Origin of the sequence: Streptomyces lydicus, from assembly GCF_001729485.1 — a bacterium.
GTDB classification, from domain to species: Bacteria; Actinomycetota; Actinomycetes; order Streptomycetales; family Streptomycetaceae; genus Streptomyces; species Streptomyces lydicus_D.
The window spans coordinates 8,008,884-8,033,370 of sequence record NZ_CP017157.1 but is presented as its reverse complement, the minus strand read 5'-3'; the positions used below and the strand labels follow the sequence as shown (position 1 = coordinate 8,033,370).

Here is a 24,487-nt window from a genome sequence, read left to right as displayed (position 1 = left end):
GGGCGGTCAGATGTGCTGGGTGACGGTCGGGGCGCGACGGGCCGTGTCGGCAGCGACGGCGCGTGCGGCGGGGTGGAACCGGGGCGTGTCGCCCTTGCGGCGGCGGGGCGGCGAAGGGCGCTTCCGCGGCGCCTTGGCGGACTTCTCACTGGGTGGGGGGACTTGGTTCGCGACCTGCGGCTTTTCGCGCCGCAGCGGCACGACGTTGCCGGTGTCGGGGAGTACGAACTGTGGGTGCGCCAGCCCCGCGTGAATGCGTCGTGCGACCGCTTCCGCATCCGGCTTGCGCGCCTCGATCAGGCGGGTGGCAGCGGCGGCTGCGTGCTTCTCCAGCTGGGGCGTCATGCCGGGTTCGGTCGGCCCGTGCACGACTTCCCACGCCCTGCGCCACGCGTCCTCGGCGGGCAGCGTGCCGTAGGGCGCGGCGGACACGAGCCGACGAGCGACGCGCAGTACGTCCCTGTGGTGGCGACGGCGACGGGCCGCATGCCGGGGGCGCTCGCGGGCGTCCTCGTCCCGGGCCGCGAGCGTGGCGACCCACTGGCGGATTTCGAACACGGCCGGGCCCAGAACAGTGACTGCGGCGAGGCCGGCACCGGCCGCCGTCGCGTTGTCGGCCGACAGCCCGTGCGGACCGTCGGCGAGGGACAGGCCGTAGCCGTAGTTGATGGACGCGGCAAACCCGGCACAGGCAGCGACCAGGAACCGCAGCAGCCAGCGCACCCAGCCGGGTGCGGACCGGGCATCTGCGTAGGCGACGCCGGCCGCCATCACCCAGGCCGCGCCCTCCAGCCCCAGCGGGACGGGCAGCAGCATCACGGAGATGCCGACGAAGTGCACGATCTGCGCGGGCAGGGACGCCAGCCCGGACGCCACGACCAGGGCGAGGGTGCCGTTGCGGTAGATCCGCTCCGGCGTCAGCGCCTGCGCGCGGCGCTCGGCCCGCTCCCGCCGCCGGGCCTGGCGGTCGGCGCGGTCGGCCTGCTTGTCGGCACGGGCCTGCTCCCGCAGCCGCGCCGTCCGCTCATCGGCAGCCTTCTGCCGTTCGGCCCGCCGGTCCTCGGCCGCGGCGGCGTCCAGGCGGCGCTGTTCGGCCTCGGCGGCCTGGTCGGCCCGCCGCTCCTCGCGGTAGGTGCTCAGACTCATGCGCCACCGCCCCACGCGGTGAGGGCCGCCACGACCAGCAGGCCGCCGGCCAGGCACGTGAGGTCGATGGCACGGCGCAAGCGTCCGAACTTCACCACCGCGATGCGGGAAAGGGTGGCGATGTGCGCCGGCCGGTCGTCCTCGGCCAGGGCGTCGCGGATCTCGTCCGGGGTGAGGGTGGCCCACTTCGGAAAGCCCTGCGGTCGGGCACCACCGAGGTTCGGACGGACCGTCCACAGCAGGTACGTGGCCGCGGTCAGCAGCACCGCCACCCCGGCGGCCCCGAAGGCGACGGCGGCCGGCGGCAGGTGAACACTGCTGGCCACCGTCCAGGCGCCGGCCAGCATCGCACCGGTAAACGCCAGCAGCAGACTGGCCTTGGTGTCCGTACGAGCCAGCTCGGCCTTGACCTCCGTGTGCGCTGCGGTCAGCGCGGTGTCCTGGTAGCTCATGCCCCCACCTCCGGCACGAACGCCGTGGTGGTGGGGAGATTCGCCAGCTCTCGCCGCGCGGCCAGCACCTTGCGCCGAGCCCGACGAATGCGCCGCTCGTCCAGCTCGGACGGCACCCGGTCCAGGACCATGATCTGTACGTCGAGCAGCTCCACCTCGGCGGAGATGAGCGGCATCTCGACGTCGATGGCATCCAGCTCCGCGGCCGTCGGTCCGCGGTCGTACTCGGTGGCGGTAACGACCGCCTGAACAGGAACGATGTACTTCATCGAGTCGACTCCTTTGACGAGTGGGACGGCTCGGAAAACGGCCCCGGGATGCACCCCCGGGGCCGTGCGCCGTCTGGTGTGGAGTTGGGTCGTTGATGGAGGTCGAGCCGGGCAGTTGCCCGGCTCCCCACACCCCGCTCGTACAGCGCGGACGCTGGACGAGCGGAGCAGGCAACCGCCGCAGCGAGAGCGCTGCGGAGTGCTGAGTTGCGCGGTCTTGCACCCGCGCGGCCGTCACTTGAGGGAGACGGCTCAGAGGCCCGCACGCTGTTGAGTTGTGAAGGACCGACCGCTTCCTTTGGGCCCGTGTCACGGGGCCCTCCGGGCGGCATCCAGGCAGGCAATGCACGGGGCACGAAGCCCCTGAACTCCTTCACTCATGTACTTATGTGCAGGAGTTGCTGGCATGAGAATGCCCAACTCCTGTACATGAGTCAACCCGCCGCGAGAAGTTTCTTCGCGACGGGATGGAGGAGTTGAGGCTGCGTCAGTCTCCCGCAGGGATGCGGTAGTCGAGAACGAACTGGTCAGCGGCCATGACGGTGTCGCAGACCTCGACCACCCGGCCGTCCTCGCTCTCCGCGTTCCGGACCAGGTGAATCACGGGCGAGCCGGGACTCAGGCTTAGGGCGCCGGTCTCCTGCTTCGTGGCGAGCCGGGCGCGGACGGTCTCCGTGAACTCCTTCAGCATGTGCCCGTTCTCCTCCAGGCGCGCGTAGATGCCGCCGCCCCCAGGGTTTTCCGCGAGCAGCTCGGGGATCTCCTCCGCGATGTCCCACGGAAGGTACGACGTCGCCTCTTCCGTAGGCGTCCCATTGCTGAAATACAGACGCCGACGCGCCAGCACCTTCGTGCCGGCCGGAACGCCCAGGCGCTCCGCGATCTCCTCAGGCGCCTCGGTCGGGCCGACGTACAGCACCGTCACGCCCGCGGTCTTCCCGGCCTGCTCGGATTCCGCGAGGTACGCGGCCTTGCCGGCCTTGCGGTGGGACCGGCGGAAGCGGTCGGACGACTTACGACGTACCGGCGGCTGGCTCTTCACGAACGAGCCCTTGCCATGGTGGGTGTCGATCAAGCCGGTAGGCCGGAGCTCCGCCACGGCCTTGCGTGCCGTGCCCTGAGACACGGAGTAGCGGGCCATGAGTTCCGACTCACTGGGCACCTTGGCTCCAGGCGGGAGGACTCCGGACCTGATCTGCTGAGCCAGGTCATCCGCGATCTGTAGGTACCGTGGCTGACCTGAGTCTCTAGAGGCTGCTGTGCCCATGTCCTTCAGTCCTCCTATGCTCCTGTACATGAGTAACGCTAACCGGGAGGTCCGGTCAATGTCGCTTCACTCGGTTTCGGTGGCCGGAGTGGTGGTCCGCGAGGACGGCCGCGTTCTCGTGATCAAGCGTGCTGACAACGGCGCCTGGGAAGCCCCGGGCGGCGTCCTCGAACTGGACGAACGCCCCGAGGAAGGCGCCTGCCGAGAGGTCCTGGAAGAGACCGGCATCAAGGTCGAGCCGGAGCGCCTGACCGGCGTCTACAAGAACATGAAGCGCGGCGTCGTCGCCCTGGTCTTCCGCTGCCGGCCGGTCGGTGGCGAGGAGCACACGTCAGACGAGTCCGTGGACGTGCGCTGGTTCACCCGCGAAGAGGTCGAGCGCCACATGGCGGAGGCGTACGCCGTGCGAGTGCTCGACGCGCTCAATGCTAGCGGGCCGCACGTTCGCACTCACGATGGTCATCGCGTTCTGGGTGCGTAGTTTTTGACCACCCAGTAGGGCCACGGTGCGAGCCCCAGACGTGCATCTCCCACAAGTGCAGCCCTCTTATGGGGCGCCGCATGATTTGACGGGCGCATATGCCCCTTATGTGAAGGTTTGCCGCTCGGGTTTTCGGGTAACTTTCGCCGGTTTTGCCGAACTGCCTTACAGGACGACATGAGTACTGGATGATTGCGACACCCCACGTCGTAAGCCCCCACACCGTGCCCAGCAGGCAAGTCGTGAAGCGAGACGTCCTTGACTCAACCCATTGCTTCCCCGCGTTTCAGTGCCGACGAGGTCGCTGACAGCCTTGGCGTGCCCGTTACTTTTCTCGGGTCGGGAGCCTATGGCGATACCTGGAAGGCTGGCGCCGAGGCAGTAAAAATCATCTGCGTCGATGACTATCCGAGAACGCGACTGGAACGCGAAGTGGATGGGCTCACTCGCGTAAATTCGCCTTACGTTGTAGATTTTCGAGGTCTGGACGAATTTCGCCTTGGTGGGCAGAAGCGCCCCGCATTGCGCTTTGAGTATATTGCAGGCGGCGATGCGGAAGGATACCTAAACCGAGGCGATCTTCTACCTGTAGAGCTTACTCCAGGGTTTTTGCAAGGCTTGCTGCTAGGCGTTCAGGCGCTGCATAAGGCGGCTACCATTCATCGAGATATCAAACCTGCCAATATTTCATTGCGACACGGAGATTGGTGCCAACCTGTATTGCTCGACCTTGGGCTGTCTAAGCAGATGGATGCAACCACGATCACTGTCTACCCCGGGCATATCGGCACCCCTCCTTACATGGCGCCCGAGCAGTTGGAGGGGCGGCGTGCCCGCAAAGCGGCCGACTTGTGGGCGGTGGGAGTTTCGGTGCGTCAGCTCATCTCTGGAAGACATCCTTTCTATTCGTCAGGCAAAAAGTACAGTGTTGACGAAGCGTTTAGCGAGTTGATGGGTGGGCCCGAGGATTTGCCCCCTGACTGCCCAGAGGAAGTGAAGCAAGTCCTCGATAGGCTCACCTCGGTTGTTGAGCACGAACGAGGCAGTAGCGCCAGCAACCTTTTGCGACTCAGGAAGCAAAGGTGAGGTAGATGCCACACGAAGAGCCTGACCCTATGCCGGAAGACCTCCTGAATTGGCTGGAGGACGAGGATAGCCTCACAGACGTAGTCGATGAGCAGCAACTTGAAGACGAGGCGGCTAACGCGTACTTAGACGCTGAGGACGAATACGTACCGATTGACGACGGCAAAGGGTACTTGGCCGTGTCCGGTACGGAAGCCGGCAGTATTTTATCAGCGCTGCCGCCCGGTTCTACGGTGACAGAAACAGCTTCTGCCCCAACGGTCGTGAGTCGAGATAGTTCCCTGACTGGTGATCGCCCCATCTACCTTGTGCACCGAGGAGGGCGTAACGCAGAACTCCTCCCATGGGTAATGGGAGAACTGCATCACAAAAAGGGTCGTTCCATTGCTATCGGAGCAGTAGCTAACCTCCCCGCTGCTAAGGGGGAGAAGCTTGGTGGTTTTCTCCGGCAGGCGTCCGTTGCAGCTCTACGCATTGCCGACCCGCAGTGCTATCGACTCGACGAAAAAGTTCTACGTCTGTCTCCAAGCCCTATCGGAAAGCGTGCATGGGGATATGCCCCCTACCTCTCCACTACTGAAGACACCGACTGGGTGTTGCAGGTCCTGGATGCTCAGCGCGCCATCGGGGCAAATCTGCTACTCACCCCTGGTAGGGCACTCGACCCAGACACCCCGCAGGCCTCCCTCGACAGTGCCTTTCAGGAGGCAGATGAGGCATTGGCACTGACTGAGAGAGGCGAACGTCTAGCGCTAAACCTGACTCTGCCGTCGCGGTGGCTCTCCAGCGAAGCCTTGCGAAATCGGTTGCTAGATCAGATCCTCGATCAGGACCAGTTCGATGTCCTGTACATCCGAATTCAATGGGCGCAGGCCAAGGCATTCGCGCCCACCGAAGACGGGGATCTTCTCATGGGCATCAAGCGACTCTCTAATCTGTGCGCAGATGAGGGCCGGCCGCTGCTGCTACCTCAGACTGGTATCACCGGCTGGTTTGCGCTGGCGCATGGTGCTGCTGGGTATGGACTGGGCTTCAGTGGCTCCGAGCAATCCTTTGCGGAGTACGCCTTTCGCCGCGCACGGAAGGGCCAGCAGCAGGCCCAGAGGTATTTCGAGAAGCAGATGCTGCACACAGTAGACAGCAGCGCTCATGACGTCGTTCGGTCGTCCCAAGGATATGTTGACTGCACCTGCACGTACTGCCCGCAGTTGTTCAGAAACCCAACTTGGTCTCACGCACTTGCTGCGCTTCATCACCTCTACTGCATGGGCGAACTGACAGCCAGGGTGCATGAGGATTCAGCCCGCGGTGGACGTCACGGAGCAGTGCGGCGCATTGTGGCGAATGCTAGGAGGTGGTCAAGTGAACTGCCTTTGGGGACGAATGACGTTCCCCGACATTTGGCCTCCTGGGATCAGGCCCTGTAGTAGTCGTTAGATCTACACCAAAGACAAGACCGATAGAGCCGCTTGTCTGACCTGTTGCGTAGAGGTGGGCGGCTCTTTCAGCCAGCAATTCGCGGTAAACGTTTCTTTTGTGTCCTCTTTTCAACTTTGGAGAGACGACGCGCTTGACTCCCCTTTCGTTGTCTAGCGTAGCCAATCCAATTCCTGCCCGTTTGAACCACTCTCGGTGTTCTGTGGCGGGTGTCGAGTAAGTGGAATCGAGCACCAGCCACGCCAAATCTGTCGAGGCTCGATGGCGCAAAGTCTGACTGTATCCGCTCCGCCAGTCGCGGATTTTCACCTCAATGGTGCAGATTCGTTTGGCTAGGCTTTTGAATTTTGACTCGGAAATCCATTTCCCGCGAGAGTGTTTGCGTACGTAGCCGTACTCCGTAAGTCGCGGCAGTACGGTTGACGAGATGTATTTGGCGCTCAATGGAAGTCGAGATGCCAATTCGGCCGAAGTGATCACTTCGTGATTGGATGCATCAAGGGCCTGCAGAACACACATGTCGGAGAAGTCGACAATGAATGATTTCGAAGTTTCCTTTCTGTGCTCCAGGGTTGTCGTGTCGAAGTCAATAAAGACGATGTCTGGAATGCCTGCGATTGTTTGTACTTCGAACAGGGTCTCGCTGCTTCCAGGCATTAACTGAGTTGCTTGACTCGCGATTGGTGTAAGCATGTCTGCTTCACGTTTGAATTGTGGTTCAGGCACGCTCGGCTCCTCGGGTTTTAGGTTGCGCTGCGATAAGTATAGACTTGTCAATCGTGCATGGCTATAGGTGTGCTTTTATTTAACGAAGTTTGCGGATCGAAGTTCCGCTAGTGAGCTCCTGCTTTGCCGGGATGTTTATCAGGCTGATAGGGCGAAGGCGACCCATCGGTGAGCCGTAGCCCCTGGGGTGGTCGCCATTGGTTCGGCGGCCATGGACTGCGCGGGCACCGCGGCATGCGGTAGACCCATGTGCCGACGCTGACGAGCGCTGCCCGGGGGCTGACAACTGTGGTCGCCTCCGGTCGAAGCTTTCGGCGGCCCGGCAACGTCTTGGGCTGACATCAACAGCTGACATCAACGGCAGCGCACACCACTAGACGAGGATGCTCTGATGTACCAGGGCAGCGAAGCACGGATGGAGGGCCATAAGTGCGCCGCCCTCCGCGGCACCCGCCTACGGATCAGAAGGTTGCAGGTTCGAATCCTGCCGAGCGCACAGCAGGCCAGAGGCCCCGTTCGATTCGAACGGGGCCTCTGGCGTTTGCGGATGACGGCAGTGTTTGACGGCAACCGCTTCCGAGGGCTGCTGCGGAGTGGATCAGGCGGTCACCGGGACGCCGACGGTGCCGTCGTCATCGTCCGGCCGCCTGCCGTCACCCCTCAGTGCGTCCCCGACGCGGTCGAAGGCGGAGCGCTGGGAGTCGAGCCGTACGAAGGTGTAGATGTCCATGGTCACGCGGATCGAGCTTTGGCCCAGGACTTCCATGATCATGCGGGCGTCGCGCCCTGTTCGTGGAGCAGTGACGCACACGTATGACGCAGGTCATGAAAGCGGACCCGCCGGACCTCGGCACGAGCGCACAGTGCCTCGAAGGACCGATTCAGGTTCCGCGGTTCGATGGGCGTCCCGTTCTTCGTGGTGAAGACCAGGCCGTGCCCGTGCCCCTTCCAGGCGGCCGACTACGCGGGCCGCGCGCTGGCGGACGGGGGCCGCCGCCGCTCCTTGTCTCCGCCACCGCTCCCCGGCGGCCCCCCACCGCTCAGCGCGCAGGCCCGAAGCCAGGCCAGCCAGACCAGGCAGCAACCCGCCCAGCCTGAAGCAGCACCACCAGGCCGACGCTCCGGCCGCGATCTGCCATACCTCTCCACCAGGCGCACGCGACCAGCAGCGCCAGACAGCCGATTCCGCGGCGGCACCATGTCTGCGCCCCACGGCAGTACAGAGCAGCGTGGTACAGACCGGATGGGGCGCGGGTGCACACATGGCGGGTGCTCGTCACAGCGCGGCCGCTTCGTGGCTGACTGTCTGTGGCTGAGGCCCAGGAGCGCACCTTGTCCTGCTGTCCGCCCGTGCCGCCTGTTCCGCAAGGTCCACAACTTCCTCTCGTCATCCGCTCGTGAGGGCCGGCCGCAGTGAGCACGACAACAGCCCCAGTACCATCGGCACCGGGGTTCTGATCATGAACTCCCCGACCGGACCGCCCGCGTGCTGCCAGGCTCAGGGGGCGGTCCGGTCTCAGTTGTTGCGCCGGCATCTCCGGCGACGCGATCAGTCAGCAAGTCCCTCGCTGACGACGGTGACATCGCGCAGTTCGCGGTAGAGGCACGTAGCGAGGACCGCGCGCAACAACGGGTCACCACAGGGCAGGAGGGCATTGCGCTCGTGCACAGCCCAGCCCTCGCCAGTGAGCTTGTACGGAGTGCCGGAGTACCCCCACAGACGAGGCGACCGGACCCTCAGGACGACGCACTCTGCCTTCCGTAGGTGGGGACACTCGGCCATGGCCACACGGGCGTGCTCATCGCACAGCGGCGGCATCCCCGACAGGGAACGCTCCGGCCAGGTAGACCGGTCGTATGGCTTGCGCCAGTCCAGGAACAGCCAGCCGTCCGCATTTCTTGACGCCTGGTTGCCGCAGACCTGGCACTTCATCGCGTACATGGCGCGGTACTGGCGCCCGGGGTGCATGCAGTCGTACTGGGGCCGGCCTACCTCAGGCCGGTGAGCCATCCGTCCCCACAGCACCTGGTCCCGGCCGACGCGATCGGCCGGGCGCTCGTTGCGGTAGCCAAGCTTCGGCCCCTTCGCATCCCAGCGGATCACCAACTGGTCTTCATGGTCGGCGAGCTCCGCGGACCATGAGACGACGTAGGGCACCAAGGGCTGCCTACGCCCGGGGTGCTCAGCCACTACCGAACCCCTCACCATCGAGCTCAACCTGCGGCTGAACCGGCCGCTCAGCCGGTCGCCCATGTTCACGCGGGCCACAGCGCTCCAGCGCCGAGCGCAGCAACCCCAGGGCGGTCTCCAAGTCGAGGCAGTTCTCACGGCCACGAACCTTCTGGTAGACCAGCGCCCGTGTTCCCTCTACGTCAGCGGCAGTCACCCCACGAGCAGTGGGCAGGAGGCCAGCCGGCACACCCGGATTTGAGCTAGATGCCACGGAAGCACCCCCGATCAGAGGCAGGTGTGCACGGGCCTGCGCTGCGTGCAGCAGCGGCAGCAGCCGGGTCGACGTCCGGGCGGGCGACCGGCGGCCGGGCACTGTGAGACTCCAGCGCCCCGCCAACAATCACCACGGGCGGTGTCATCCCCAGTAGACCCAATACGACGATCGCCAGGCCCTCTCGTGACCGACTCTCCCGCGTCTGGCGGCGGCTCACCGCGCACCCCCGCCACCGGCCATCGCGCTCAACGGCGCCCAGCTGAAGAACAACTGCGCGCCGTGGCGTCCGAGATGATCCAGCTCGGGGTGCCGGAATTCGGAGACCGGGGACAGAGCATTGGGCCACCGCGTGATGACAACCTCGGCCTCGCCCTGCTCGGCCATTTCCCGAACCCTGAGCCAGCCGGCACGCCTCTGCGGAACCGGCTCGCCGTACCGATCCACAATCTCGGCAACGATCCGCAGGCCGTTTTTGACAGCGAAGTCGCGGCCCTCTTGCACGGCGCGCTCGTGCGCCACACCAGGAACATCCTGGCTACGCGACGCACAGATGTAGAGAACGGCTGGAGTGCTGGTCCTGGTCATCGCGAGCCTCCTGAGCAGGGGCCGGTGAGACCGCATGGCGTAGCGGTCAGAGGTGATTGCAATTGGTCGCCCGGTGGACATACGCAGCAGCTTCGCGCCGACGGTGGTGCAGCCCAAAGGCCCAGCTGATTACCCAACTTGGGTAACATCACCAGCCCTAGAGTGCTGACATCTCGTAGCCCTCAACCGCGGGAGCCTGCCTGATGCCGAAGCCGCCCCAGCCGCGAGAGCTTCCCGGTCGGCTGCTCACTGATCCTGAGATGATCGATGCCTGCCGAGTCCGGGACTTCAGCCGGGTGTTCCGGCTGGTGAAAAAGCACGCCGGTATTTACCCGTCGATGATTGCCCGCCTGTGCGACCTCACCCCGAGCCGCGTGGGGGAGGTGATGGCTGGCGAACGCCGTTTGCAGCACATGGAAGTGATCGAACGCATCGCGGACGGGTTGCACATCCCCGGTCACATGCTCGGGTTGGCCAGGCGGTCCTGGGAGACACCTGCGGCCCTCACCGTGATCGAGCGCGAGCCGGCTCAGCCACCCGCGGCGACAGAGCAGCTCAAGCCCGTGGATCTCCCCGGATCCGACCTGGACAACATCCTCGCCCTCACCTCGCCGACCGATCCGAGCCCCTCCACCCTGCAAGCGCTGCGGGCATCGATCGAGGACTATTGGCGTCGCGACGACCAGCACGGGGGCGAGGCCCTCAGGCCAGCAGTGGTGGGGCAACTTCGCTACGTCGTCGACCTGTTGGGCACGAGCAGGTCCCGCTCCATCAAGGACGACTTGTACGGGGTCGCGGCGGAACTTGCCCGCCTCACCGGCTGGACGCACTTCGACGCCCGCCAGTACAACCAGGCCCGCGCCTATTTCACGCAAGCCCTGAAGCTCGTCAAGGAAATCGACGACCGGCAGTTCATGGCCAACGTCCTTGCCTGCATGAGCTTGCAGGCGACTTACCAGGAGAAGCCCACGGACGCTCTGGCCTTCGTGCAGGCCGCGCAAGATACAGTCCGCGGCGGCGCCGGATCGACTCCGCGCGTCCAGTCGATGTTGGCCATGCGAGAGGCGTTTGCGCACGCCTCACTGGGCAGCCGGGCCGCCACCCACACGGCGATCTCCGAAGCGCACCGCCAGTTCGAACTGATCCGCGCGGACGACCCGGACCCCGCCTGGGTGTCCTACTTCGACGAGCCCAAGCTCATCGTGGACACCGGCATCGCGCACGGCCAGCTCGGTGAAGCAGCAGCGGCTGAACCCCTGATTGCTGACGCCGTGCGCAGAGAGCACGGCACCAACCAGCGGGGACGCGCCTTCCACGCAATCTGGCTGGCCCGCACCCAACTGCAACAGGGCAAGCTCGACCAGGCATGCCACACCGCTACGGACGCCCTGGAGCCCGCCTCAGCGGTCGCTTCCGAACGGCTGGCCGGCCACCTCAGAGAGTTCTACGGACAGCTGACTCCGTACCGCGGAGAGCCCGTCACCACGGCCTTCGAGGCACGCCTCAGAGAAGTGCTCCCCACCTGAGTCAGCGAGCCGCCTCATCCATCAGCACGTAGAGCAGGCCCACGAGCGAACCGCTACTCACGACCTCCCGGCGGTCGATCATGGCGCGCGCTTCGGCGAGCGGAACCCACTCGATGCGGTCGGATTCGTTCTTCTCGGTCGGAGGCCCAACGTAGGTCGCGCTGTCGGCCCGGAAGACGTGGTGCTGCGAGTCCGTGATCCCGTTCGCCGGCTCCGCATAGATCAGCGGCTTCAACGGTCCCGGACGCCAGCCGGTCTCTTCGAGAACCTCACGCGATGCTGCCTGCTCAGGTGTCTCCCCCGGCTCTATGAGGCCCATGGGCAGCTCCCACGCCCAGGAGTCTGTGATGAAGCGGTGGCGCCACATCATGAGGATCTCGCGCTGTTCATTGACCACGGCGGCCACGGCCAGGTGGCGGAGCCGGACGACATGGTGCTCCCATCGGCGCCCGTCCGGCTGCTGGACGTCCACGAGGCAAAGGTTCACCCACTGATTCGTGTAGATCTGCCGTTCGCCATGGGTCTTCCACTGCATGAACGCCGCCCCTCTCGCCGGATGGTCCCAGCATCTCAGATGGGGACACGAGGGCCGTGTGGAGTTAGGCCGGGGGCGGTGACAAGCCGAATTCGGGCAGCTCGCTAAGTTCTCAGACGGTCTGCCCCTGAGAAGGAGGGGTCCGGCAGCGTGAACGTCCAAGGACAGGTCGGTGTTGGTCAGGCACTGCTGTTGGCGTTTACCAATGAGTTCATCAACTCCATCCGGGATGGCAAGACGAAACACGTTCCGCAAGCGATACCGCGACGTGGACATCCCGCTCCTCGCCGCCACCCGCTCCTGTAGCGGTTGATCACCGAGGTGACCAACCGAATCAAGATGCACGGCGACGGTAAGTTCCACGGGCCAGTTCACGTCAAGACTCGGATCCGCGGAAGTGTGCAGCCGGCGCTCTCGGCTGCTGCCTTCTGCCTGTCGGTCACCAGGGCGCACACAGCTGGTCCGAGGCTTCTGCAGGGTGATCACGCCTGCTCGAACGGCTGGCTTGGCCGACGCAGTGCCTCGCTGTCTCCTCGGGCAAAATGGAAGGCTCGTCGCGCACCCCATCGGAGGGGGATGGAGGTGTTGATCGGTGAGTAAGGCGACAAAGGGCATCAAGCCGGTCATCGCCCGGCGCGGCACCGAACACGGCTCCGGCCTGGGAACCAAGCGTTGGGTCGTGGAACAGACCATCGCTCTGCTGCACTGGTTCGGCCGCCTGCGCATCCGTTGGGAAGCCCGAGACGACATGCACGAGGCGTTCCTCAAACTCGCCTGCTCGCTGATCTGCTGGCGACGCCTGCGACCGTGTTGAGTTAGGAGCTCTTAGACGTCCGTCCACTTCCGAAGCCACGCTATGTACGCCATGCCGCCACTGCTCTTCCTTGGGGTGAGCTACTCAGCAGCGTATGAAGTATCTGCCGGGGTTCTGAATCTAGACCGCTTTCGAAGGTTCTGTACTCCTCCGGGCGAACGCGCGCAGCAAATGCGATCACGTTAACGTAGCGATTCACGAGATGCGGTCTGCTCTGAAGTAATTGAGAGTACCGCGGTATGGCCTGATTCTGAACGAGAACTGCTTGCTGCAGAATCCCGGAGGCAGAGATTTGAGGGGCCATATCCTTGCCGACCATGTACCTGGTCAGAACGGCCAAGGAGGATTCCAAGCTACCAGAACATAGATAACCTATCTGGTCGCCTGTGTATATGGTGGCGCGAATATACGGATTTAGTAGAGGGGAAGCAAATTTCAACTTGTTCAGTTGATCAAGTAGGACGGCGAGCAGTGTGAATCGTAGATGGCGAGCCTTGAGTGCGCCGACAAAGCTGCCCATCATGAATCTCAAACGCGCATATTCCTCTCCCTTGAGCTCGTTCGCGAACCCTCCGTCGATAATGAGCACGCGATGCCCTAGAAGGCTGACCAATTGCGCCTTGCCCTCGACGTCATCGGCGACGTAAATATCGACGCCCTTCCGATACTCAAGTTGCTGTCGCAAGGTATTGAGGGTGGCATTAATCTCCGGAAATGACTCTTCTGTGACCTTGACGGCTCCACCGAGTAGGCGAGCTCGCCATAGAGTAATTGCAAACCATATAGAAATTATCACAACGATCAGAATGAGCCCGGAGAGTGGCGCTCCTATCAAGATGGCCAAACCTATCAAGTAGGCAACCACGGTGGTCAGTGTCGCCAGTTTTCGCCGAGATGCCTCATGCGGATGCCTGACGTGCTCAAGTGAAAGTGGCTGCTCACTCATCTCATCACCTGTTGTCACCTTGAGAAGAGCTACTCCCGATACTCAGTTTGAGGGCTTGGCCGACTGAGCGCATCTTGTGCAGCTCACAGCTAGCTGGCCTCAAAGAAGCCTGGAAGGTTGGGAATTAGAACTCCTAACTCAACACGGTCGCAGGCGTCGCCAGCAGATCAGCGAGCAGGCGAGTTTGAGGAACGCCTCGTGAATGTCGTCTCGGGCTTCCCAACGGATGCGCAGGCGGCCGAACCAGTGCAGCAGAGCGATGGTCTGTTCCACGACCCAACGCTTGGTTCCCAGGCCGGAGCCGTGTTCGGTGCCGCGCCGGGCGATGACCGGCTTGATGCCCTTTGCCCAGACCTGGCGGCGGTAGCAGTCGTGGTCGTAGCCGCGGTCGGCGTAGACCTCCTTCGGTCGCTTGCGGGGTCGGCCACGTTTGCCGCGGATGGACGGGATCGCTTCCAACAGCGGCATCAGCTGGGTGACGTCGTTGCGGTTTCCGCCGGTCAGCGTCACGGCCAGAGGGATGCCGGTGGCGTCGCAGATCACGTGGTGCTGGGAGCCCGGCCGGCCTCGGTCTACCGGGCTCCCTCCGGTTTTGGGCCGCCCTTGAGCGCCCGGATGTCGGAGCTGTCGATCACCGCCCGCGACAGGTCCAGACGATCGGCAGCCCGCAGCTCGTCCAGCAGCACTTGGTGCAGCCGCTGCCACACTCCGACGTTGTTCCAGTCCCGCAGTCGCCGCCAGCAGGTCATCCTCGAGCCGAACCCGAGCTCACCGGGCAGCCATTCACTGGATGCCGGTGTAGAGGACGAACAAGATGCCGCACAGCACCTTGCGGTCCTCCAGTGCCTTCTTCCGCCCCGGCCGCCGCTGAGCATCGGGGGGCGATGGCAGCAACGGCTCGATTCTCGACCACAACTCGACATCAGCCAGCCACGGTTGAGAGTTCCGCTTGCCCATACCCCAAACAACCGACGCATACGTCCGGAGGGCACGGCCACCAGTGTTGCGTTAGGAGCTCTAAGGCGCCGCCTTGGTTGCCGCCATGATGTCTCGTCAGACCTCTGAGCTTGTGGGTTGACGCTGGATTCGGAGTCGAACGCGTGGGCGAATTACTTGTACCCCGAGCATGCCGACGGGCGGCGTCACATCTTGTCCCTGGGGCTCCGATAGGATTCGTAGTGCTTCACCTGAACTCCACTGAACTGTGGTGCAGAGGCGCCCAGTTCACAGGCATCCGGGGCCTGATAAGCAGGCGCCGGCTGGAGAGGAAGGTGAGGTGGTGCTGTGAGCGTCCCCCTGGACAAGCGCGGTAGGAAGTGGACCGGTCCCGAGAAGTGGCAGGTCTTCCTGGCGGCGGCGAGTTTATTGGTGGCGGTCATCGCCCTGGCGAGGTAGTTCGCTCAGTGAGTCTGGGCGCTCGCCCCGAGGACGCGGTCGAAACCGGCCGGCAGGCTGCATACGCAGCGAGCCCGGTCGCTTGATGATCGACCGGGCCCGGTAACTGCAGGAGGCTCGTGTTTCCGGTGGCAGCCGGAGACCGGGCCTCTTGTGCGTTCCCGATGCCGGGCCCGCACGCGGTGCCTCGGGAAGGGGACTATGCCATGCCACCCCTTCCCAACAACTAGAACTTTACCTGCTTTGGCCCGGGACGATGAGCCATCTAATCCATTAGAGGCCATCTGACCTGCGGATATTGCTTAATTCTTTACTCGGTGCCCCTGCTGGGCAGTTCTGTAGCTCCGTTCAGCACCCCGATCATGGCGTTCTCTCCCATCGGCATCTCCGAAGTAGCTCCTCGAGGTGGCCCTGCTACCCCAAACAGGGGTGCGGCCGGACCGTAAGGCCCGTGCCTTCCGCGGCCTGCCGGGCCCGCCCTCGGCGATCTGCCGCAGATGTTCTTCCCTCCACTCCAGGGGCGCGTCGCCGTCGATGAACCCCTCCAGCCACTCGCCGCCGGGAGCGGCTGGAGGCGTTGCCACGTCAGTGGCGACGTGTGACGTGCCACCGCCCCTCTGCCGCGTGGGTGACGGCAACACTGACGGCAACGGCAGCACACGTGGGCTGAGACCAGCGGTCAGCCGCACACGGGAAGTACGGCAACCGGGGCGGCTGGTGCCGTCCGTCGCCTCCATGAGCTCGCCGGGCGCCGAGCGCACTTCGTGCGGCGGGCTGCTGAGGAGGGGTGGGTGAGGGCGATCGGTCGGGGAGCCGAGTGGCAGGCCGCAGCTTGGAGTGCGCCCCTGGAGTGGCTCTGGGCGGTTTCCGGGGTCGGTTTGGGACCATGGCCGTGTGGACGGAGATCCGGTTTTCGGCGGGGCCGAGCCGGTGGGTGCGCTTGAGGTGGCGCCGACGGCCCGGACCGCGGTGGCATGGCTGCCGCCGCGGACGCTTTGGCCGGTGATTCAGGACATCCGCTGGGAGCACGATCCGCAAGTACGGCGGTGGCCGCCGCATGTGAATCTGCTGTTCGGCTTTGTGCCGGAGGAGGCGTTCGCTCGGGCCGTGCCGCTGCTCTCCGCAGGGGCCGCGCAGCGCACGGCGTTCACGGCGCGCCTGGCCGGGGTGCGGTACTTCCGGCACCGGCATTACGCGACGTTGTGGCTCGATCCGGCTGCGGCGGACCCGGCGCCGTGGGACCGGCTCCACCGGGAGCTGTTGCTGCGGTTCCCGCTCTGCCACGGGCGCGTCGGCCGCTTCACCCCGCATCTGTCCCTCGGCCGTACGCAGGAGCCGAAGCGCCTGGCTGCCGAGTGTGCTGTCCGGCTCGGCGCGCTGTCGGCGGTGGTCGAGGAGGTGGTCCTGCTCTCCCGACGCGGCGACGGGCCCATGCAGCCGCGGATTGTGATCGAACTGGGCACGGGTGAGGTCCGCCGACCGCAGGCTTGCTAGGGGGTGCTCGATGGGGCGGTGGAGGGCCCTGCGGCTTCCCCTCCAGGAGGATGAGGGGGGTGGGGATCCACGGCCTGCCAAACAGGGTCCCGAGGTGGCTCCCGGGGACCTTTGTGCCCACCCCCCTTGACCGCGGACCTCGAAGGTTCTCTGACCGGTCTCTCTCCACCGGCCAAACTAGCAAGTGGCACTGACAACGGCCCGGTTATCAGGGGGGAGCGAGCCCCGGGGCCGAAGCCGATGGGGTTGGGGGAGGGGGACTTCGCAGGCCGGCGGGGTGTCGGAGCCGGTGGGGGGCCTGTGGTCCGGTGAACCTCCTGGGCCGGGCTCGCGTCTTTTCGCGCGACCGTTGCCGTACGCCCAGGAGAAAAGACCGTGGCCGACAAGGACGTTGAGCAGACCGACGAGCGGGGTGACGTCCCGGGGCCCTGGTGGGCGGACCTCGGGACGTGGGGGGCCGTCGCGCTGATCGTCTTCGGGGGGCTGGCGGCAGCGTGGGTCTTCTTCCGGCTGCCCGGCACCCCGGAGGAGCCGGCGTCCGGCTACTACTCCGCCGCCAGGGTCATCGCCCTCGGTCTGGTGACCGTGGGATGCGCCTTGCTGGGGCGCCGTCGCGCACGGGCCGCAGCCATGGAGGAGACGAAGGAGCGGGAACGCGTCTGACGTCACCGGTCGGTGAGCAACGTCAGATGCAGCGCATCGGCGGCGCGTGCGGGCCGCAGTGCCGAGCGCGGCGTAGCGGAAACCGGGGGCCAGGGGGGTTTTCCGTCCGTTCGGAGTGGGGGTCATACCATCGGGAGGGGGATGTCGTCGCTTGGAATGTGTGATGTCTGATGCCTGGAATGTGTGATGTCTGACGCCACGCCTGATGGGCTCGACCAGCGGCTCGATGTCATTGCGCGGCATCCGTTCCGGGCGAAGTTCCACCTGCGGGGGCGTGAGCGGGTCACGGCCGAGCTGGGTGGGCCGTCCGCGATGCGGTGGCATGCCTACGACCTCATTGCCAAGCGGCTGGCGCCCGCCGAGCCGTACAAGGACGGTAAGCAGACGCCGTACCGGGGGCATCCGGTGTTCGTGGCGCAGCACGCAACCGCTACCTGCTGCCGTACCTGTCTTCTGCGGTGGCACGGGATTCCCAAGGGGCGGGAGCTGAGCCGTGCGGAGCGGGCCTACGTGGTGAACGTGATCTGTCGCTGGATCGAGCGTGAGCTGGGGGGCTCCTCGGGCGGCGGGGGCGGGCGCCCGGCCGGGGGGTGGCGGGAAACCGATTAGGTGTTGGTGCGGGAGTCGCGTAGTGTTCGGGGAACCGACGCGGGGTGGAGCAGCTCGGTAGCTCGCTGGGCTCATAACCCAGAGGTCGCAGGTTCAAATCCTGTCCCCGCTACTGACGCCGTAGGCCCAGTGGACTTTGTCCGCTGGGCCTACGGCTTTTTTGTGCTCGCGGTGGCGGTGAGGGCGGGGTCAGGGGTGCCGGGTCAGGGGTGGGTGGGGGGTGGTGGGGAGGTGTAGTGGGCGGCGGGGCCGGTGGGGGCCGCGGTGAGGTGGGGGCTGAGGAGGAGGTCGTCGTCGTAGTCGCCGGTGTTCTGGTGGCGGAAGGGGAGCGGCGTGGTGGTGGGGAGGGTGAGGAGGCGGTCGCGCAGCCGGGTGGCGGCGGTCGCGTAGGCGGTGGGCGTGGTGCGGTCCGCGCCGGGGATCAGGAGGGGCGGGAGGACGGACATCCCGGTGTACCAGAGGGTGCCGTGCTGGAGGGGGAAGAGGAGATCGTTGAGGTCGCCGTTGACGCCGCGCGGGCCGAGGGTCGCGGCGCGGGCGCCGGCGGTGGTGATGACCAGGGCGCGCTTGCCGGTGAGCCTGCCGTCGCCGTAGCGGAGGGGCCGGCCGCTGGCGGGGTCGGTGAGGCCGAACGCGAAGCCCTTGATGAAGACGCGGTCGAACCAGCCCTTGAGGATGGCCGGCATTCCGTACCACCAGAGGGGGAACTGCACGACAAGGGTGTCCGCCCAGGTGAGCTTCTGCTGTTCGGCCTCGATGTCGGGGCTCAAGTGGCCGCCTGTATAGGCACGTTCGGAGGCGGCGCCCACCAGGAAGCGGTCGGCCGGGTCGTGGTCGTAGTCGGCGGCGTCGACCACCGGGTTCCACTTCATCGCGTACAGGTCGGAGACCTGGTGCTGGTGGCCGTGGGCTTCCAGGAGGCGCAGACCCTCGTCCTTGAGGGCGCCGCTCAGGGAGCGCTGGTCGGGGTGGGCGAACAGCCAGAGGACCTTCATGACTCCACTGTCGGCGGGGGTGTGGACGCCGAACGAGTGGCTGGATGGCCATAGTGTGCAAGGATCGGGCCATGGGTGGTGTGCGGGGAATCGGTGGCGCGGGTGGCGGAGCAGGACTGCCCGGAGGGCGGCGGCACCGGGTGGCGGTGCTGGTGCGGGACGGGATGCTGCCGATCGAGGTGGGGATCGTGCACCGGATCTTCGGCGAGGCCCGGTCGGCGTCCGGGGAGCGGCTGTACGAGCTGGTGACCTGCGCGTTGCGGCCCGGTGAGGTGCGTACGGACACCGACTTCACGGTGAATGTGGCGCACGGTCCGGAGGCCCTGGCGGAGGCCGACACCCTGGTCGTACCGGCCTCCGGCAGCGACTACGACCTGGGGGAGGAGCGGTGCGCCGGCCTGCTGAGCGAGGGGATGGCCGACGCGCTGCGGCGGATCCGGCCGGGGACGCGGATCGCGTCGATCTGCACCGGGGCGTTCGTACTGGCCGCGGCCGGGCTGCTGGACGGGCGGCGGGCCACGACGCACTGGCGGTCGGTGGACGACTTCCGGCGGCTGTTCCCGGGGGTCGAGCTGGACCCGGACGTGCTCTACACGGATGAGGGGGACGTGCTGACGGCGGCCGGGGTCGCGTCGGGGATCGACCTGTGCCTGCACATGGTGCGGTGTGATCACGGGGCCGCGGTGGCCAACGACGTGGCGCGGCGGACCGTCGTGCCGCCGCACCGGGAGGGCGGCCAGGCGCAGTACGTACGGCGGCCGATGGCCGAGCCGCAGGTGTCGTCGACGGGTGCGGCGCGGGCCTGGGCGCTGGAGCACCTGGACCGGCCGCTGTCGCTGCGGGAGCTGGCGGCGCGGGAGTCGATGAGCGTACGGACCTTCACCCGGCGGTTCCGGGAGGAGGTCGGGATCTCGCCGCTGCAGTGGCTGACCCGGCAACGGATCGAGCACGCACGGCAGTTGCTGGAGGAGACGGACCTGACGGTCGACCGGATCGCGGCCGAGGCGGGCTTCGGGACGGCGGCCTCACTGCGCCAGCATCTGCAGTCGGCGCTGGGGGTGTCGCCGCGGGCCTATCGGAGCACGTTCCGGGGGGCCGTGGGGGAGGGGCTGGGGCTGGGGGCCTAGGACTCCTGGCAGAAGGGGTGGCCTTGACCCGGTCGGCGGTCGGTGTCCGGTACGGGGCCGCCGGCAGCGGGACGCGGTCAGCCGTGCACGTGCCCGCAATAATCCCGGCGGCGTGGACGGCCGCCCGGGATCCTGGTCGGCATGGATAGCCCGGCCGGGGCAGCCGGGGCCTCGACGCGTTGGCGGCGGATCTCGACGGCGAGTGCGCGTGGCTCGTGACGAACGGTGTCCTGCCCGCCGACCTGGTCACCCGCAACCGCCAGGTCGCCGAGGCCGCGCTCCGGCCGTGGACTCCGATGTTCACGCACGGGGACCTGCAGATCTCTCATGTGTTCGTCGACGGCGACGAGATCACGGGCATCATCGACTGGTCCGAGGCGGGCCAGGGTGACGCCTTGTTCGACCTCGCCACCTTGACGCTCGGACACGAGGAGCACCTCGGCGACGTCGTCGCCGGCTACGGCACCGACGTCGACCTCGACGTGATCCGCGCGTGGTGGTCGCTGCGTAGCCTGCTCGTGGTTCGCTGGCTGGTCGAGCACGGCTTCGACCCGTTCGCGCCGGACTGTGAGGTCGACGTGCTGAGATCCCGGATGTGAGGCCCCGGAGGTGAGGCCCCGGCGGTGAGGCCCGGAGGTGAGGCTGCGTGGGGCCGGTCCTCGTCTCGACGGGCTCACTTCGAGTGGTGTCGGTGGGCGGCGGGGCGTTGTCAGTGGGTGGTCGTACGCTGGCGATGTGTGGCGATGTACGGGACCGCGCTGGTCAGGTGGTGGGTCGCGACCGGGGTCCGGGGCGGGGCCCGGGTCGGGGACGGGCGCGGGGACGGGGGCGGGGGCGAAGGGGCGGTTCGGGCAGCGGCTGGGGTGGTACTGCGCCGAGCGGGGTGAGGAGCGGGTCAGCATGCTGCCCGCGGGCAAGGCGCTGGCGTTCGCGGCGCAGGGCGAGCGGCGCTGCCTGGGCGTGCGGCGGGCTGGCCGCTGGATCGTGTGCCCGTATGCGGCGGAGCTGGACGGGGCGAGTGCCAGGGACCAGTGCGCGCGCTGCGCGCAGTTGGACCGTTCGCGTTCGGTGGCCGCGGACACGATGGCGGACGATCCGCGTCCGTACGGTGTCTATCTCGCGTACTTCGGGCCCGGCCTGCTCAAGGTGGGGATCACGGCCGCCGAGCGGGGGCCGGCGCGCCTGGTGGAGCAGGGGGCGGTGGCCTATGCGTGGCTGGGGCGCGGGCCCCTGATGGCGGCGCGGCGGGCGGAGGCGCTGCTGGGGAGTGCGCTGGCGGTGCCCGACCGGTTCGCGAAGGAGGCGAAGCGGGCGGCGCGCGGGGCGCTGCCGCCGGTGCCGGAACGGATCGCCGAGCTGCGGCGGTTGCACGCGGCGGCCACGGGGCTGGCCGGCTGGCCGGAGACGCTGGAGCCGGCGGAGTTCGCCGCCGCGGACCATACGGAGCTGTTCGGGCTCGACCGCATTCCGGGCGAGGTGGCGGAGCTCGGTGGGATGACGGCGGGTGCGGAGATCGTGGGGGAGGTGCTGGCCGGGGCGGGGTCGGATGTGTATCTGCGGTTGGCCGGGGAGGGCGCGGGCGGGGTGGTGGCCGTGATGGATGCGCGGGTGTTGTCGGGGTGGGTCCTGGGGACGGCCCGGGGGCGGGTGACGACGGTGCCGGTACGGGCCGGCGCCTACGGGGCGGCGGAGCGGAACGGGACGGAGGAGGGGGCGCAGGAGGGGCTGTTCTGAGGGCGGTGCCGGCGGGGCCGTGGGTTGTCCGGGGCCTGGCGGGGCGATTGGATGCTGTGTGCAGGTAGACGGCCGGCGGGTGGCGTGCCGGTGGGACGGTCGGCCGGGCCTGAATCCGTGCGGCGCGGTCGGCCCCGCCGTGACGGTGCGGGCGACGGGGAACACGGCGGGAGGGGCCCGGGGTGGCGGACGGTGACGGTCAGGTCGGCGCGTTCTGGCGGCAGTTGGGGCTGCCGGGGCTGATCGATGTGCATACGCATTTCATGCCGGAACGGGTGCTGGCGAAGGTCTGGGCGTACTTCGACTCCGCCGGGCCGCTGGTGGGCCGGACGTGGCCGATCGCGTACCGCTTCGAGGAGGACGAGCGGCTGCGGGTGCTGCGCGGCTTCGGCGTGCGGGCGTTCACGTCGATGGTCTATCCCCACAAGCCGGGGATGGCGCAGTGGCTGAACGGCTGGGCGGCCGACTTCGCGGCCCGTACGCCGGACTGCCTGCGGACCGCGACCTTCTTCCCCGAGGACGGTGCCGAGGCGTATGTGCGGGCCGAGATCGAGGACGGCGCACGGGTCTTCAAGGCACATGTGCAGGTGGGGGCGTACGACCCGGCCGGCGCGCGGCTCGACGCGGTGTGGGGCGCCCTCGCGGAGGCGGGCGTGCCGGTGGTCATCCACTGCGGCTCGGGGCCCGCACCGGGCAAGCACACCGGTCCCGAGCCGATCGGCCGGGTGCTGGCCCGCCACCCCCGACTGCGGCTGATCATCGCGCACATGGGCATGCCGGAGTACGCCGACTTCCTCGACCTCGCGCAGCGCTATCCGGGCGTGCACCTCGACACGACGATGGCCTTCACGGACTTCTCCGAACGGGACGCGCCGTTCCCCCGGGCGGAACGCGGCCGGCTCGCGGAACTCGGCGACCGGGTGCTGTTCGGCAGCGACTTCCCCAACATCCCCTACGGGTACGCCCATGCGCTGGAGGCGCTGACCCGGCTGGAGATGGGTGAGGGGTGGCTGCGGGGGGTCTGTTACGGGAACGCGGCGCGGCTGTTCGGGGTGTGAGAGGGCCGGGCCCGCGGGGTCGGGAGGCCGTGCGGCTCAGGGGGTGCGCGGTGCGGCGGCGGTGGCCAGCTGAGCCATGGCGGTGGCCAGGTCGGCGAGGGTGGGCTCGTCCGTCACGCGTTCCGTGGCGGCGTCGGTCTTGGGGCCGATGGCGGGCAGCTCACGACACGCGGCCGCGACGACCTCGCCGGTCATCATGCGCAGGGTTTCCCGGAGTTGGGCATTGGCGTGGTCGCCGCCGGTGGGGAACGGCGAGGCGGTGATGACCGCGACCGGCTTGTGGACGCATTCGCCGCTGCTGACCAGCCAGTCGAGCGCGTTCTTGAGGACGCCGGGGACTCCGTGCGCGTACTCGGGGCTGACGAGGAGCAGCGCGTCGGCGGCGGCGACGGCGGTGCGCAGGGCGGCTACGGGGGCGGGCGGTGTGGCGCCCTCGCCGTCGAGGTCGGGGTTGAAGTGCGGGAGCGCGCCGATGTCCGTGGTGGTGGCCGGTCCGTCCCAGAGGTCGAGGGCGGAGCGCAGTACCGCCCCGTTGGAGGAGCGGGCACGCAGACTGCCGGAGAGGGCGAGGAGTCTCATGGGGTGACGGTACGGGGAGCGGCGTCCGCGGTCGCTTGTGGGGCCGGGATGGCGGTGGAAGTGCTGGTCAGGGTGATTGTCAGTGGGGGGTGCGATGCTTTGGGAAGTGGTGATCGACCTGGACCGCGCGGGGGGCGGCCCAGGTCGGTCATGGCTCGAACCGTGTTGCGGGGAAGGGGAGTTGACGGTCGGTTCCCGGGCGCGCGGGAGACGGGGAGGACGCGGGGGAGGCCGGGGCCGGGGGGCCGCGTAGGGAATTCTCAGGAGATTCACAGAAAGGCGAAAGGGAGCTTTCACGGGGAAGCGACAGGCTCCGGCCATGACCCTGACTTCGTCGTCCTCAGCGTCCTTTCGCGTGCCGGCACCGGCCTCGTCCTCCAGGGGCGCACCGGGCAAGCAGCCGGCGCAGCTGCTGCGGGCCGACGGCAGTCCCGTAAGGGTGCTGGTCGTGGACGACGAGTCCTCGCTCGCCGATCTGTTGTCACTCGCGCTGCGCTACGAGGGGTGGGACATCCGCGCGGAGGGGGACGGAGCCGGTGCCCTGCGCTGTGCCCGGAGTTGGCGGCCGGATGCGGTGCTGCTGGACGTCATGCTGCCGGACATGGACGGGCTGACGGTGCTCGCGCGGCTGCGGAGCGATCTGCCGGACGTGCCGGTGCTGTTCCTGACCGCGAAGGACGCGGTCGAGGACCGGATCGCCGGGCTGACGGCCGGCGGCGACGACTACGTCACCAAGCCGTTCAGCCTGGAAGAGGTGGTGGCGCGGCTGCGGGGGCTGCTGCGGCGGGCCGGGGCGGCCGCAGCGCGCAGCGCATCGCGGCTGACGGTGGGCGATCTGGTGCTCGACGAGGACAGCCACGAGGTGTGGCGGGACGGTCAGGAGATCCATCTGACGGCCACCGAGTTCGAGTTGCTGCGCTATCTGATGCGCAACCCGCGGCGGGTGCTGAGCAAGACGCAGATCCTCGACCGGGTCTGGAGCTATGACTTCGGCGGGCAGGCCAATGTCGTGGAGCTGTACATCTCGTATCTGCGGCGGAAGATCGACGCCGGCCGGACGCCGATGATCCACACCCGTCGGGGCGCGGGCTATCTGATCAAGCCGGGCGGGTAGCG

The 24,487-nt window shown here is 67.1% G+C and carries 24 protein-coding genes, 1 tRNA gene and 3 pseudogenes; 14 read left to right on the top strand and 14 right to left on the bottom strand.

From position 1 onward, the window contains the following. Positions 1-6: 6 nt before the first annotated feature. The 4 genes from SL103_RS34880 to SL103_RS34865 form a co-directional block, all read right to left on the bottom strand. Positions 7-1,146 carry a hypothetical protein gene (locus SL103_RS34880; protein WP_244304117.1) on the bottom strand — a complete coding sequence of 380 codons (1,140 nt, stop codon included), beginning with the start codon at positions 1,144-1,146 and terminating at the stop codon, positions 7-9. After that, positions 1,143-1,598 carry a Pycsar system effector family protein gene (locus tag SL103_RS34875; protein WP_069573043.1) on the bottom strand — a complete coding sequence of 152 codons (456 nt, stop codon included), beginning with the start codon at positions 1,596-1,598 and terminating at the stop codon, positions 1,143-1,145. The genes SL103_RS34880 and SL103_RS34875 overlap by 4 nt, the downstream gene beginning before the upstream one ends. After that, positions 1,595-1,867, bottom strand: coding sequence for a DUF6284 family protein (locus SL103_RS34870; protein WP_069573041.1), 273 nt, complete (start codon positions 1,865-1,867; stop codon positions 1,595-1,597). The genes SL103_RS34875 and SL103_RS34870 overlap by 4 nt, the downstream gene beginning before the upstream one ends. A 487-nt stretch (positions 1,868-2,354) precedes the next feature. Then, on the bottom strand, positions 2,355-3,134 hold the full coding sequence (locus SL103_RS34865) for a GntR family transcriptional regulator (protein WP_069573039.1): 780 nt from the start codon (positions 3,132-3,134) through the stop codon (positions 2,355-2,357). 16 nt (positions 3,135-3,150) lie between these two features. Between SL103_RS34865 and SL103_RS34860 the strand changes: the two genes are divergently transcribed. The 3 genes from SL103_RS34860 (at position 3,151) to SL103_RS38210 (ending at position 6,128) form a co-directional block, all read left to right on the top strand. Further along, a complete protein-coding gene (locus tag SL103_RS34860; RefSeq protein ID WP_069574402.1) occupies positions 3,151-3,615 on the top strand; it encodes an NUDIX domain-containing protein in 465 nt (154 codons plus the stop codon). Positions 3,616-3,873: 258 nt separating this feature from the next. Continuing rightward, the gene (locus SL103_RS36715; RefSeq protein ID WP_079146139.1) at positions 3,874-4,701 is read left to right on the top strand and encodes a serine/threonine-protein kinase; all 828 of its coding nucleotides are present in this window, start codon (positions 3,874-3,876) and stop codon (positions 4,699-4,701) included. Between the two features lie 5 nt (positions 4,702-4,706). Continuing rightward, complete coding sequence (locus tag SL103_RS38210; protein WP_164492946.1) at positions 4,707-6,128, top strand: hypothetical protein; 1,422 nt, start codon at positions 4,707-4,709, stop codon at positions 6,126-6,128. Here the strand turns inward: SL103_RS38210 and SL103_RS38205 are convergent. The 5 genes from SL103_RS38205 to SL103_RS34850 form a co-directional block, all read right to left on the bottom strand. Next, positions 6,049-6,864, bottom strand: coding sequence for a hypothetical protein (locus SL103_RS38205; protein ID WP_164492945.1), 816 nt, complete (start codon positions 6,862-6,864; stop codon positions 6,049-6,051). The genes SL103_RS38210 and SL103_RS38205 overlap by 80 nt on opposite strands. A 598-nt stretch (positions 6,865-7,462) precedes the next feature. Next, positions 7,463-7,636 carry a hypothetical protein gene (locus SL103_RS39100; RefSeq protein WP_244304116.1) on the bottom strand — a complete coding sequence of 58 codons (174 nt, stop codon included), beginning with the start codon at positions 7,634-7,636 and terminating at the stop codon, positions 7,463-7,465. Continuing rightward, positions 7,633-7,749 (bottom strand): hypothetical protein, encoded by a 117-nt coding sequence (locus SL103_RS39095; RefSeq protein WP_244304262.1) that lies wholly within the window; start codon positions 7,747-7,749, stop codon positions 7,633-7,635. The genes SL103_RS39100 and SL103_RS39095 overlap by 4 nt, the downstream gene beginning before the upstream one ends. A 664-nt stretch (positions 7,750-8,413) precedes the next feature. Further along, complete coding sequence (locus tag SL103_RS34855) at positions 8,414-9,022, bottom strand: hypothetical protein (RefSeq protein WP_164492944.1); 609 nt, start codon at positions 9,020-9,022, stop codon at positions 8,414-8,416. A 502-nt stretch (positions 9,023-9,524) separates the two neighbouring features. Next, the gene (locus SL103_RS34850; RefSeq protein ID WP_069573035.1) at positions 9,525-9,896 is read right to left on the bottom strand and encodes a hypothetical protein; all 372 of its coding nucleotides are present in this window, start codon (positions 9,894-9,896) and stop codon (positions 9,525-9,527) included. A gap of 203 nt (positions 9,897-10,099) precedes the next feature. Between SL103_RS34850 and SL103_RS34845 the strand changes: the two genes are divergently transcribed. Next, on the top strand, positions 10,100-11,422 hold the full coding sequence (locus tag SL103_RS34845) for a hypothetical protein (protein WP_069573033.1): 1,323 nt from the start codon (positions 10,100-10,102) through the stop codon (positions 11,420-11,422). 1 nt (position 11,423) lies between these two features. Here SL103_RS34845 and SL103_RS34840 read toward each other — a convergent pair whose 3' ends face one another. Further along, positions 11,424-11,957: an NUDIX hydrolase gene (locus SL103_RS34840; protein ID WP_069573031.1), complete on the bottom strand. Its 534-nt coding sequence runs from the start codon at positions 11,955-11,957 to the stop codon at positions 11,424-11,426. A gap of 607 nt (positions 11,958-12,564) precedes the next feature. On the opposite strand from SL103_RS34840, the pseudogene SL103_RS34835 reads away from it, so the two are divergent. Next, a pseudogene (locus SL103_RS34835) lies at positions 12,565-12,771 on the top strand (transposase); the annotation flags it as partial. A 40-nt stretch (positions 12,772-12,811) separates the two neighbouring features. Here SL103_RS34835 and SL103_RS38200 read toward each other — a convergent pair. Continuing rightward, the gene (locus tag SL103_RS38200; RefSeq protein ID WP_164492943.1) at positions 12,812-13,717 is read right to left on the bottom strand and encodes a hypothetical protein; all 906 of its coding nucleotides are present in this window, start codon (positions 13,715-13,717) and stop codon (positions 12,812-12,814) included. Positions 13,718-13,855: 138 nt separating this feature from the next. Beyond that, positions 13,856-14,674, bottom strand: a pseudogene (locus tag SL103_RS36705) (IS5 family transposase). A 1,275-nt stretch (positions 14,675-15,949) separates the two neighbouring features. Between SL103_RS36705 and SL103_RS34820 the strand changes: the two are divergent. The 4 genes from SL103_RS34820 to SL103_RS34805 all read left to right on the top strand — a co-directional run bounded on the left by SL103_RS34820 (position 15,950) and on the right by SL103_RS34805 (position 17,990). Then, a complete protein-coding gene (locus SL103_RS34820; RefSeq protein WP_347877886.1) occupies positions 15,950-16,606 on the top strand; it encodes a 2'-5' RNA ligase family protein in 657 nt (218 codons plus the stop codon). Positions 16,607-16,981: 375 nt separating this feature from the next. Beyond that, positions 16,982-17,269: a hypothetical protein gene (locus SL103_RS34815; protein ID WP_069573023.1), complete on the top strand. Its 288-nt coding sequence runs from the start codon at positions 16,982-16,984 to the stop codon at positions 17,267-17,269. Positions 17,270-17,455: 186 nt separating this feature from the next. Then, the gene (locus SL103_RS34810; protein ID WP_069573021.1) at positions 17,456-17,878 is read left to right on the top strand and encodes a DUF4186 domain-containing protein; all 423 of its coding nucleotides are present in this window, start codon (positions 17,456-17,458) and stop codon (positions 17,876-17,878) included. A gap of 38 nt (positions 17,879-17,916) precedes the next feature. Beyond that, positions 17,917-17,990, top strand: a tRNA-Met gene (locus tag SL103_RS34805). Between the two features lie 91 nt (positions 17,991-18,081). Here the strand turns inward: SL103_RS34805 and SL103_RS34800 are convergent. Further along, positions 18,082-18,873, bottom strand: coding sequence for an NAD(P)H-dependent oxidoreductase (locus SL103_RS34800; protein WP_069573019.1), 792 nt, complete (start codon positions 18,871-18,873; stop codon positions 18,082-18,084). Between the two features lie 71 nt (positions 18,874-18,944). Between SL103_RS34800 and SL103_RS34795 the strand changes: the two genes are divergently transcribed. The 4 genes and pseudogenes from SL103_RS34795 (at position 18,945) to SL103_RS34780 (ending at position 22,792) form a co-directional block, all read left to right on the top strand. Further along, positions 18,945-20,000 (top strand): GlxA family transcriptional regulator, encoded by a 1,056-nt coding sequence (locus SL103_RS34795; RefSeq protein WP_244304114.1) that lies wholly within the window; start codon positions 18,945-18,947, stop codon positions 19,998-20,000. 170 nt (positions 20,001-20,170) lie between these two features. Then, a pseudogene (locus SL103_RS34790) lies at positions 20,171-20,599 on the top strand (phosphotransferase); the annotation flags it as partial. A 301-nt stretch (positions 20,600-20,900) separates the two neighbouring features. Then, positions 20,901-21,734, top strand: a complete 834-nt coding sequence (locus SL103_RS34785) for a DUF2797 domain-containing protein (RefSeq protein ID WP_069573015.1) — start codon at positions 20,901-20,903, stop codon at positions 21,732-21,734. A 182-nt stretch (positions 21,735-21,916) separates the two neighbouring features. Then, positions 21,917-22,792, top strand: a complete 876-nt coding sequence (locus tag SL103_RS34780; protein WP_069573013.1) for an amidohydrolase family protein — start codon at positions 21,917-21,919, stop codon at positions 22,790-22,792. A gap of 36 nt (positions 22,793-22,828) precedes the next feature. Here SL103_RS34780 and SL103_RS34775 read toward each other — a convergent pair whose 3' ends face one another. Beyond that, positions 22,829-23,371 (bottom strand): NADPH-dependent FMN reductase, encoded by a 543-nt coding sequence (locus SL103_RS34775; protein ID WP_069573011.1) that lies wholly within the window; start codon positions 23,369-23,371, stop codon positions 22,829-22,831. Positions 23,372-23,690: 319 nt separating this feature from the next. On the opposite strand from SL103_RS34775, the gene SL103_RS34770 reads away from it, so the two are divergent. After that, on the top strand, positions 23,691-24,485 hold the full coding sequence (locus SL103_RS34770; protein WP_432215381.1) for a response regulator transcription factor: 795 nt from the start codon (positions 23,691-23,693) through the stop codon (positions 24,483-24,485). Positions 24,486-24,487: the final 2 nt, after the last annotated feature.

Coding starts and splice junctions, on each gene's coding strand:
- SL103_RS34880 (WP_244304117.1), bottom strand. CDS start 1,146: ATGAGTCTGAGCACCTACCGCGAGGAGCGGCGGGCCGACCAGGCCGCC.
- SL103_RS34870 (WP_069573041.1), bottom strand. CDS start 1,867: ATGAAGTACATCGTTCCTGTTCAGGCGGTCGTTACCGCCACCGAGTAC.
- SL103_RS34845 (WP_069573033.1), top strand. CDS start 10,100: ATGCCGAAGCCGCCCCAGCCGCGAGAGCTTCCCGGTCGGCTGCTCACT.
- SL103_RS34795 (WP_244304114.1), top strand. CDS start 18,945: ATGGGTGGTGTGCGGGGAATCGGTGGCGCGGGTGGCGGAGCAGGACTG.
- SL103_RS34810 (WP_069573021.1), top strand. CDS start 17,456: ATGTCTGACGCCACGCCTGATGGGCTCGACCAGCGGCTCGATGTCATT.
- SL103_RS34775 (WP_069573011.1), bottom strand. CDS start 23,371: ATGAGACTCCTCGCCCTCTCCGGCAGTCTGCGTGCCCGCTCCTCCAAC.
- SL103_RS34865 (WP_069573039.1), bottom strand. CDS start 3,134: ATGGGCACAGCAGCCTCTAGAGACTCAGGTCAGCCACGGTACCTACAG.
- SL103_RS34840 (WP_069573031.1), bottom strand. CDS start 11,957: ATGCAGTGGAAGACCCATGGCGAACGGCAGATCTACACGAATCAGTGG.
- SL103_RS34770 (WP_432215381.1), top strand. CDS start 23,691: ATGACCCTGACTTCGTCGTCCTCAGCGTCCTTTCGCGTGCCGGCACCG.
- SL103_RS39100 (WP_244304116.1), bottom strand. CDS start 7,636: ATGATCATGGAAGTCCTGGGCCAAAGCTCGATCCGCGTGACCATGGAC.
- SL103_RS34875 (WP_069573043.1), bottom strand. CDS start 1,598: ATGAGCTACCAGGACACCGCGCTGACCGCAGCGCACACGGAGGTCAAG.
- SL103_RS34800 (WP_069573019.1), bottom strand. CDS start 18,873: ATGAAGGTCCTCTGGCTGTTCGCCCACCCCGACCAGCGCTCCCTGAGC.
- SL103_RS34860 (WP_069574402.1), top strand. CDS start 3,151: ATGCTCCTGTACATGAGTAACGCTAACCGGGAGGTCCGGTCAATGTCG.
- SL103_RS38200 (WP_164492943.1), bottom strand. CDS start 13,717: ATGAGTGAGCAGCCACTTTCACTTGAGCACGTCAGGCATCCGCATGAG.
- SL103_RS34850 (WP_069573035.1), bottom strand. CDS start 9,896: ATGACCAGGACCAGCACTCCAGCCGTTCTCTACATCTGTGCGTCGCGT.
- SL103_RS34785 (WP_069573015.1), top strand. CDS start 20,901: ATGCTGCCCGCGGGCAAGGCGCTGGCGTTCGCGGCGCAGGGCGAGCGG.
- SL103_RS38210 (WP_164492946.1), top strand. CDS start 4,707: ATGCCACACGAAGAGCCTGACCCTATGCCGGAAGACCTCCTGAATTGG.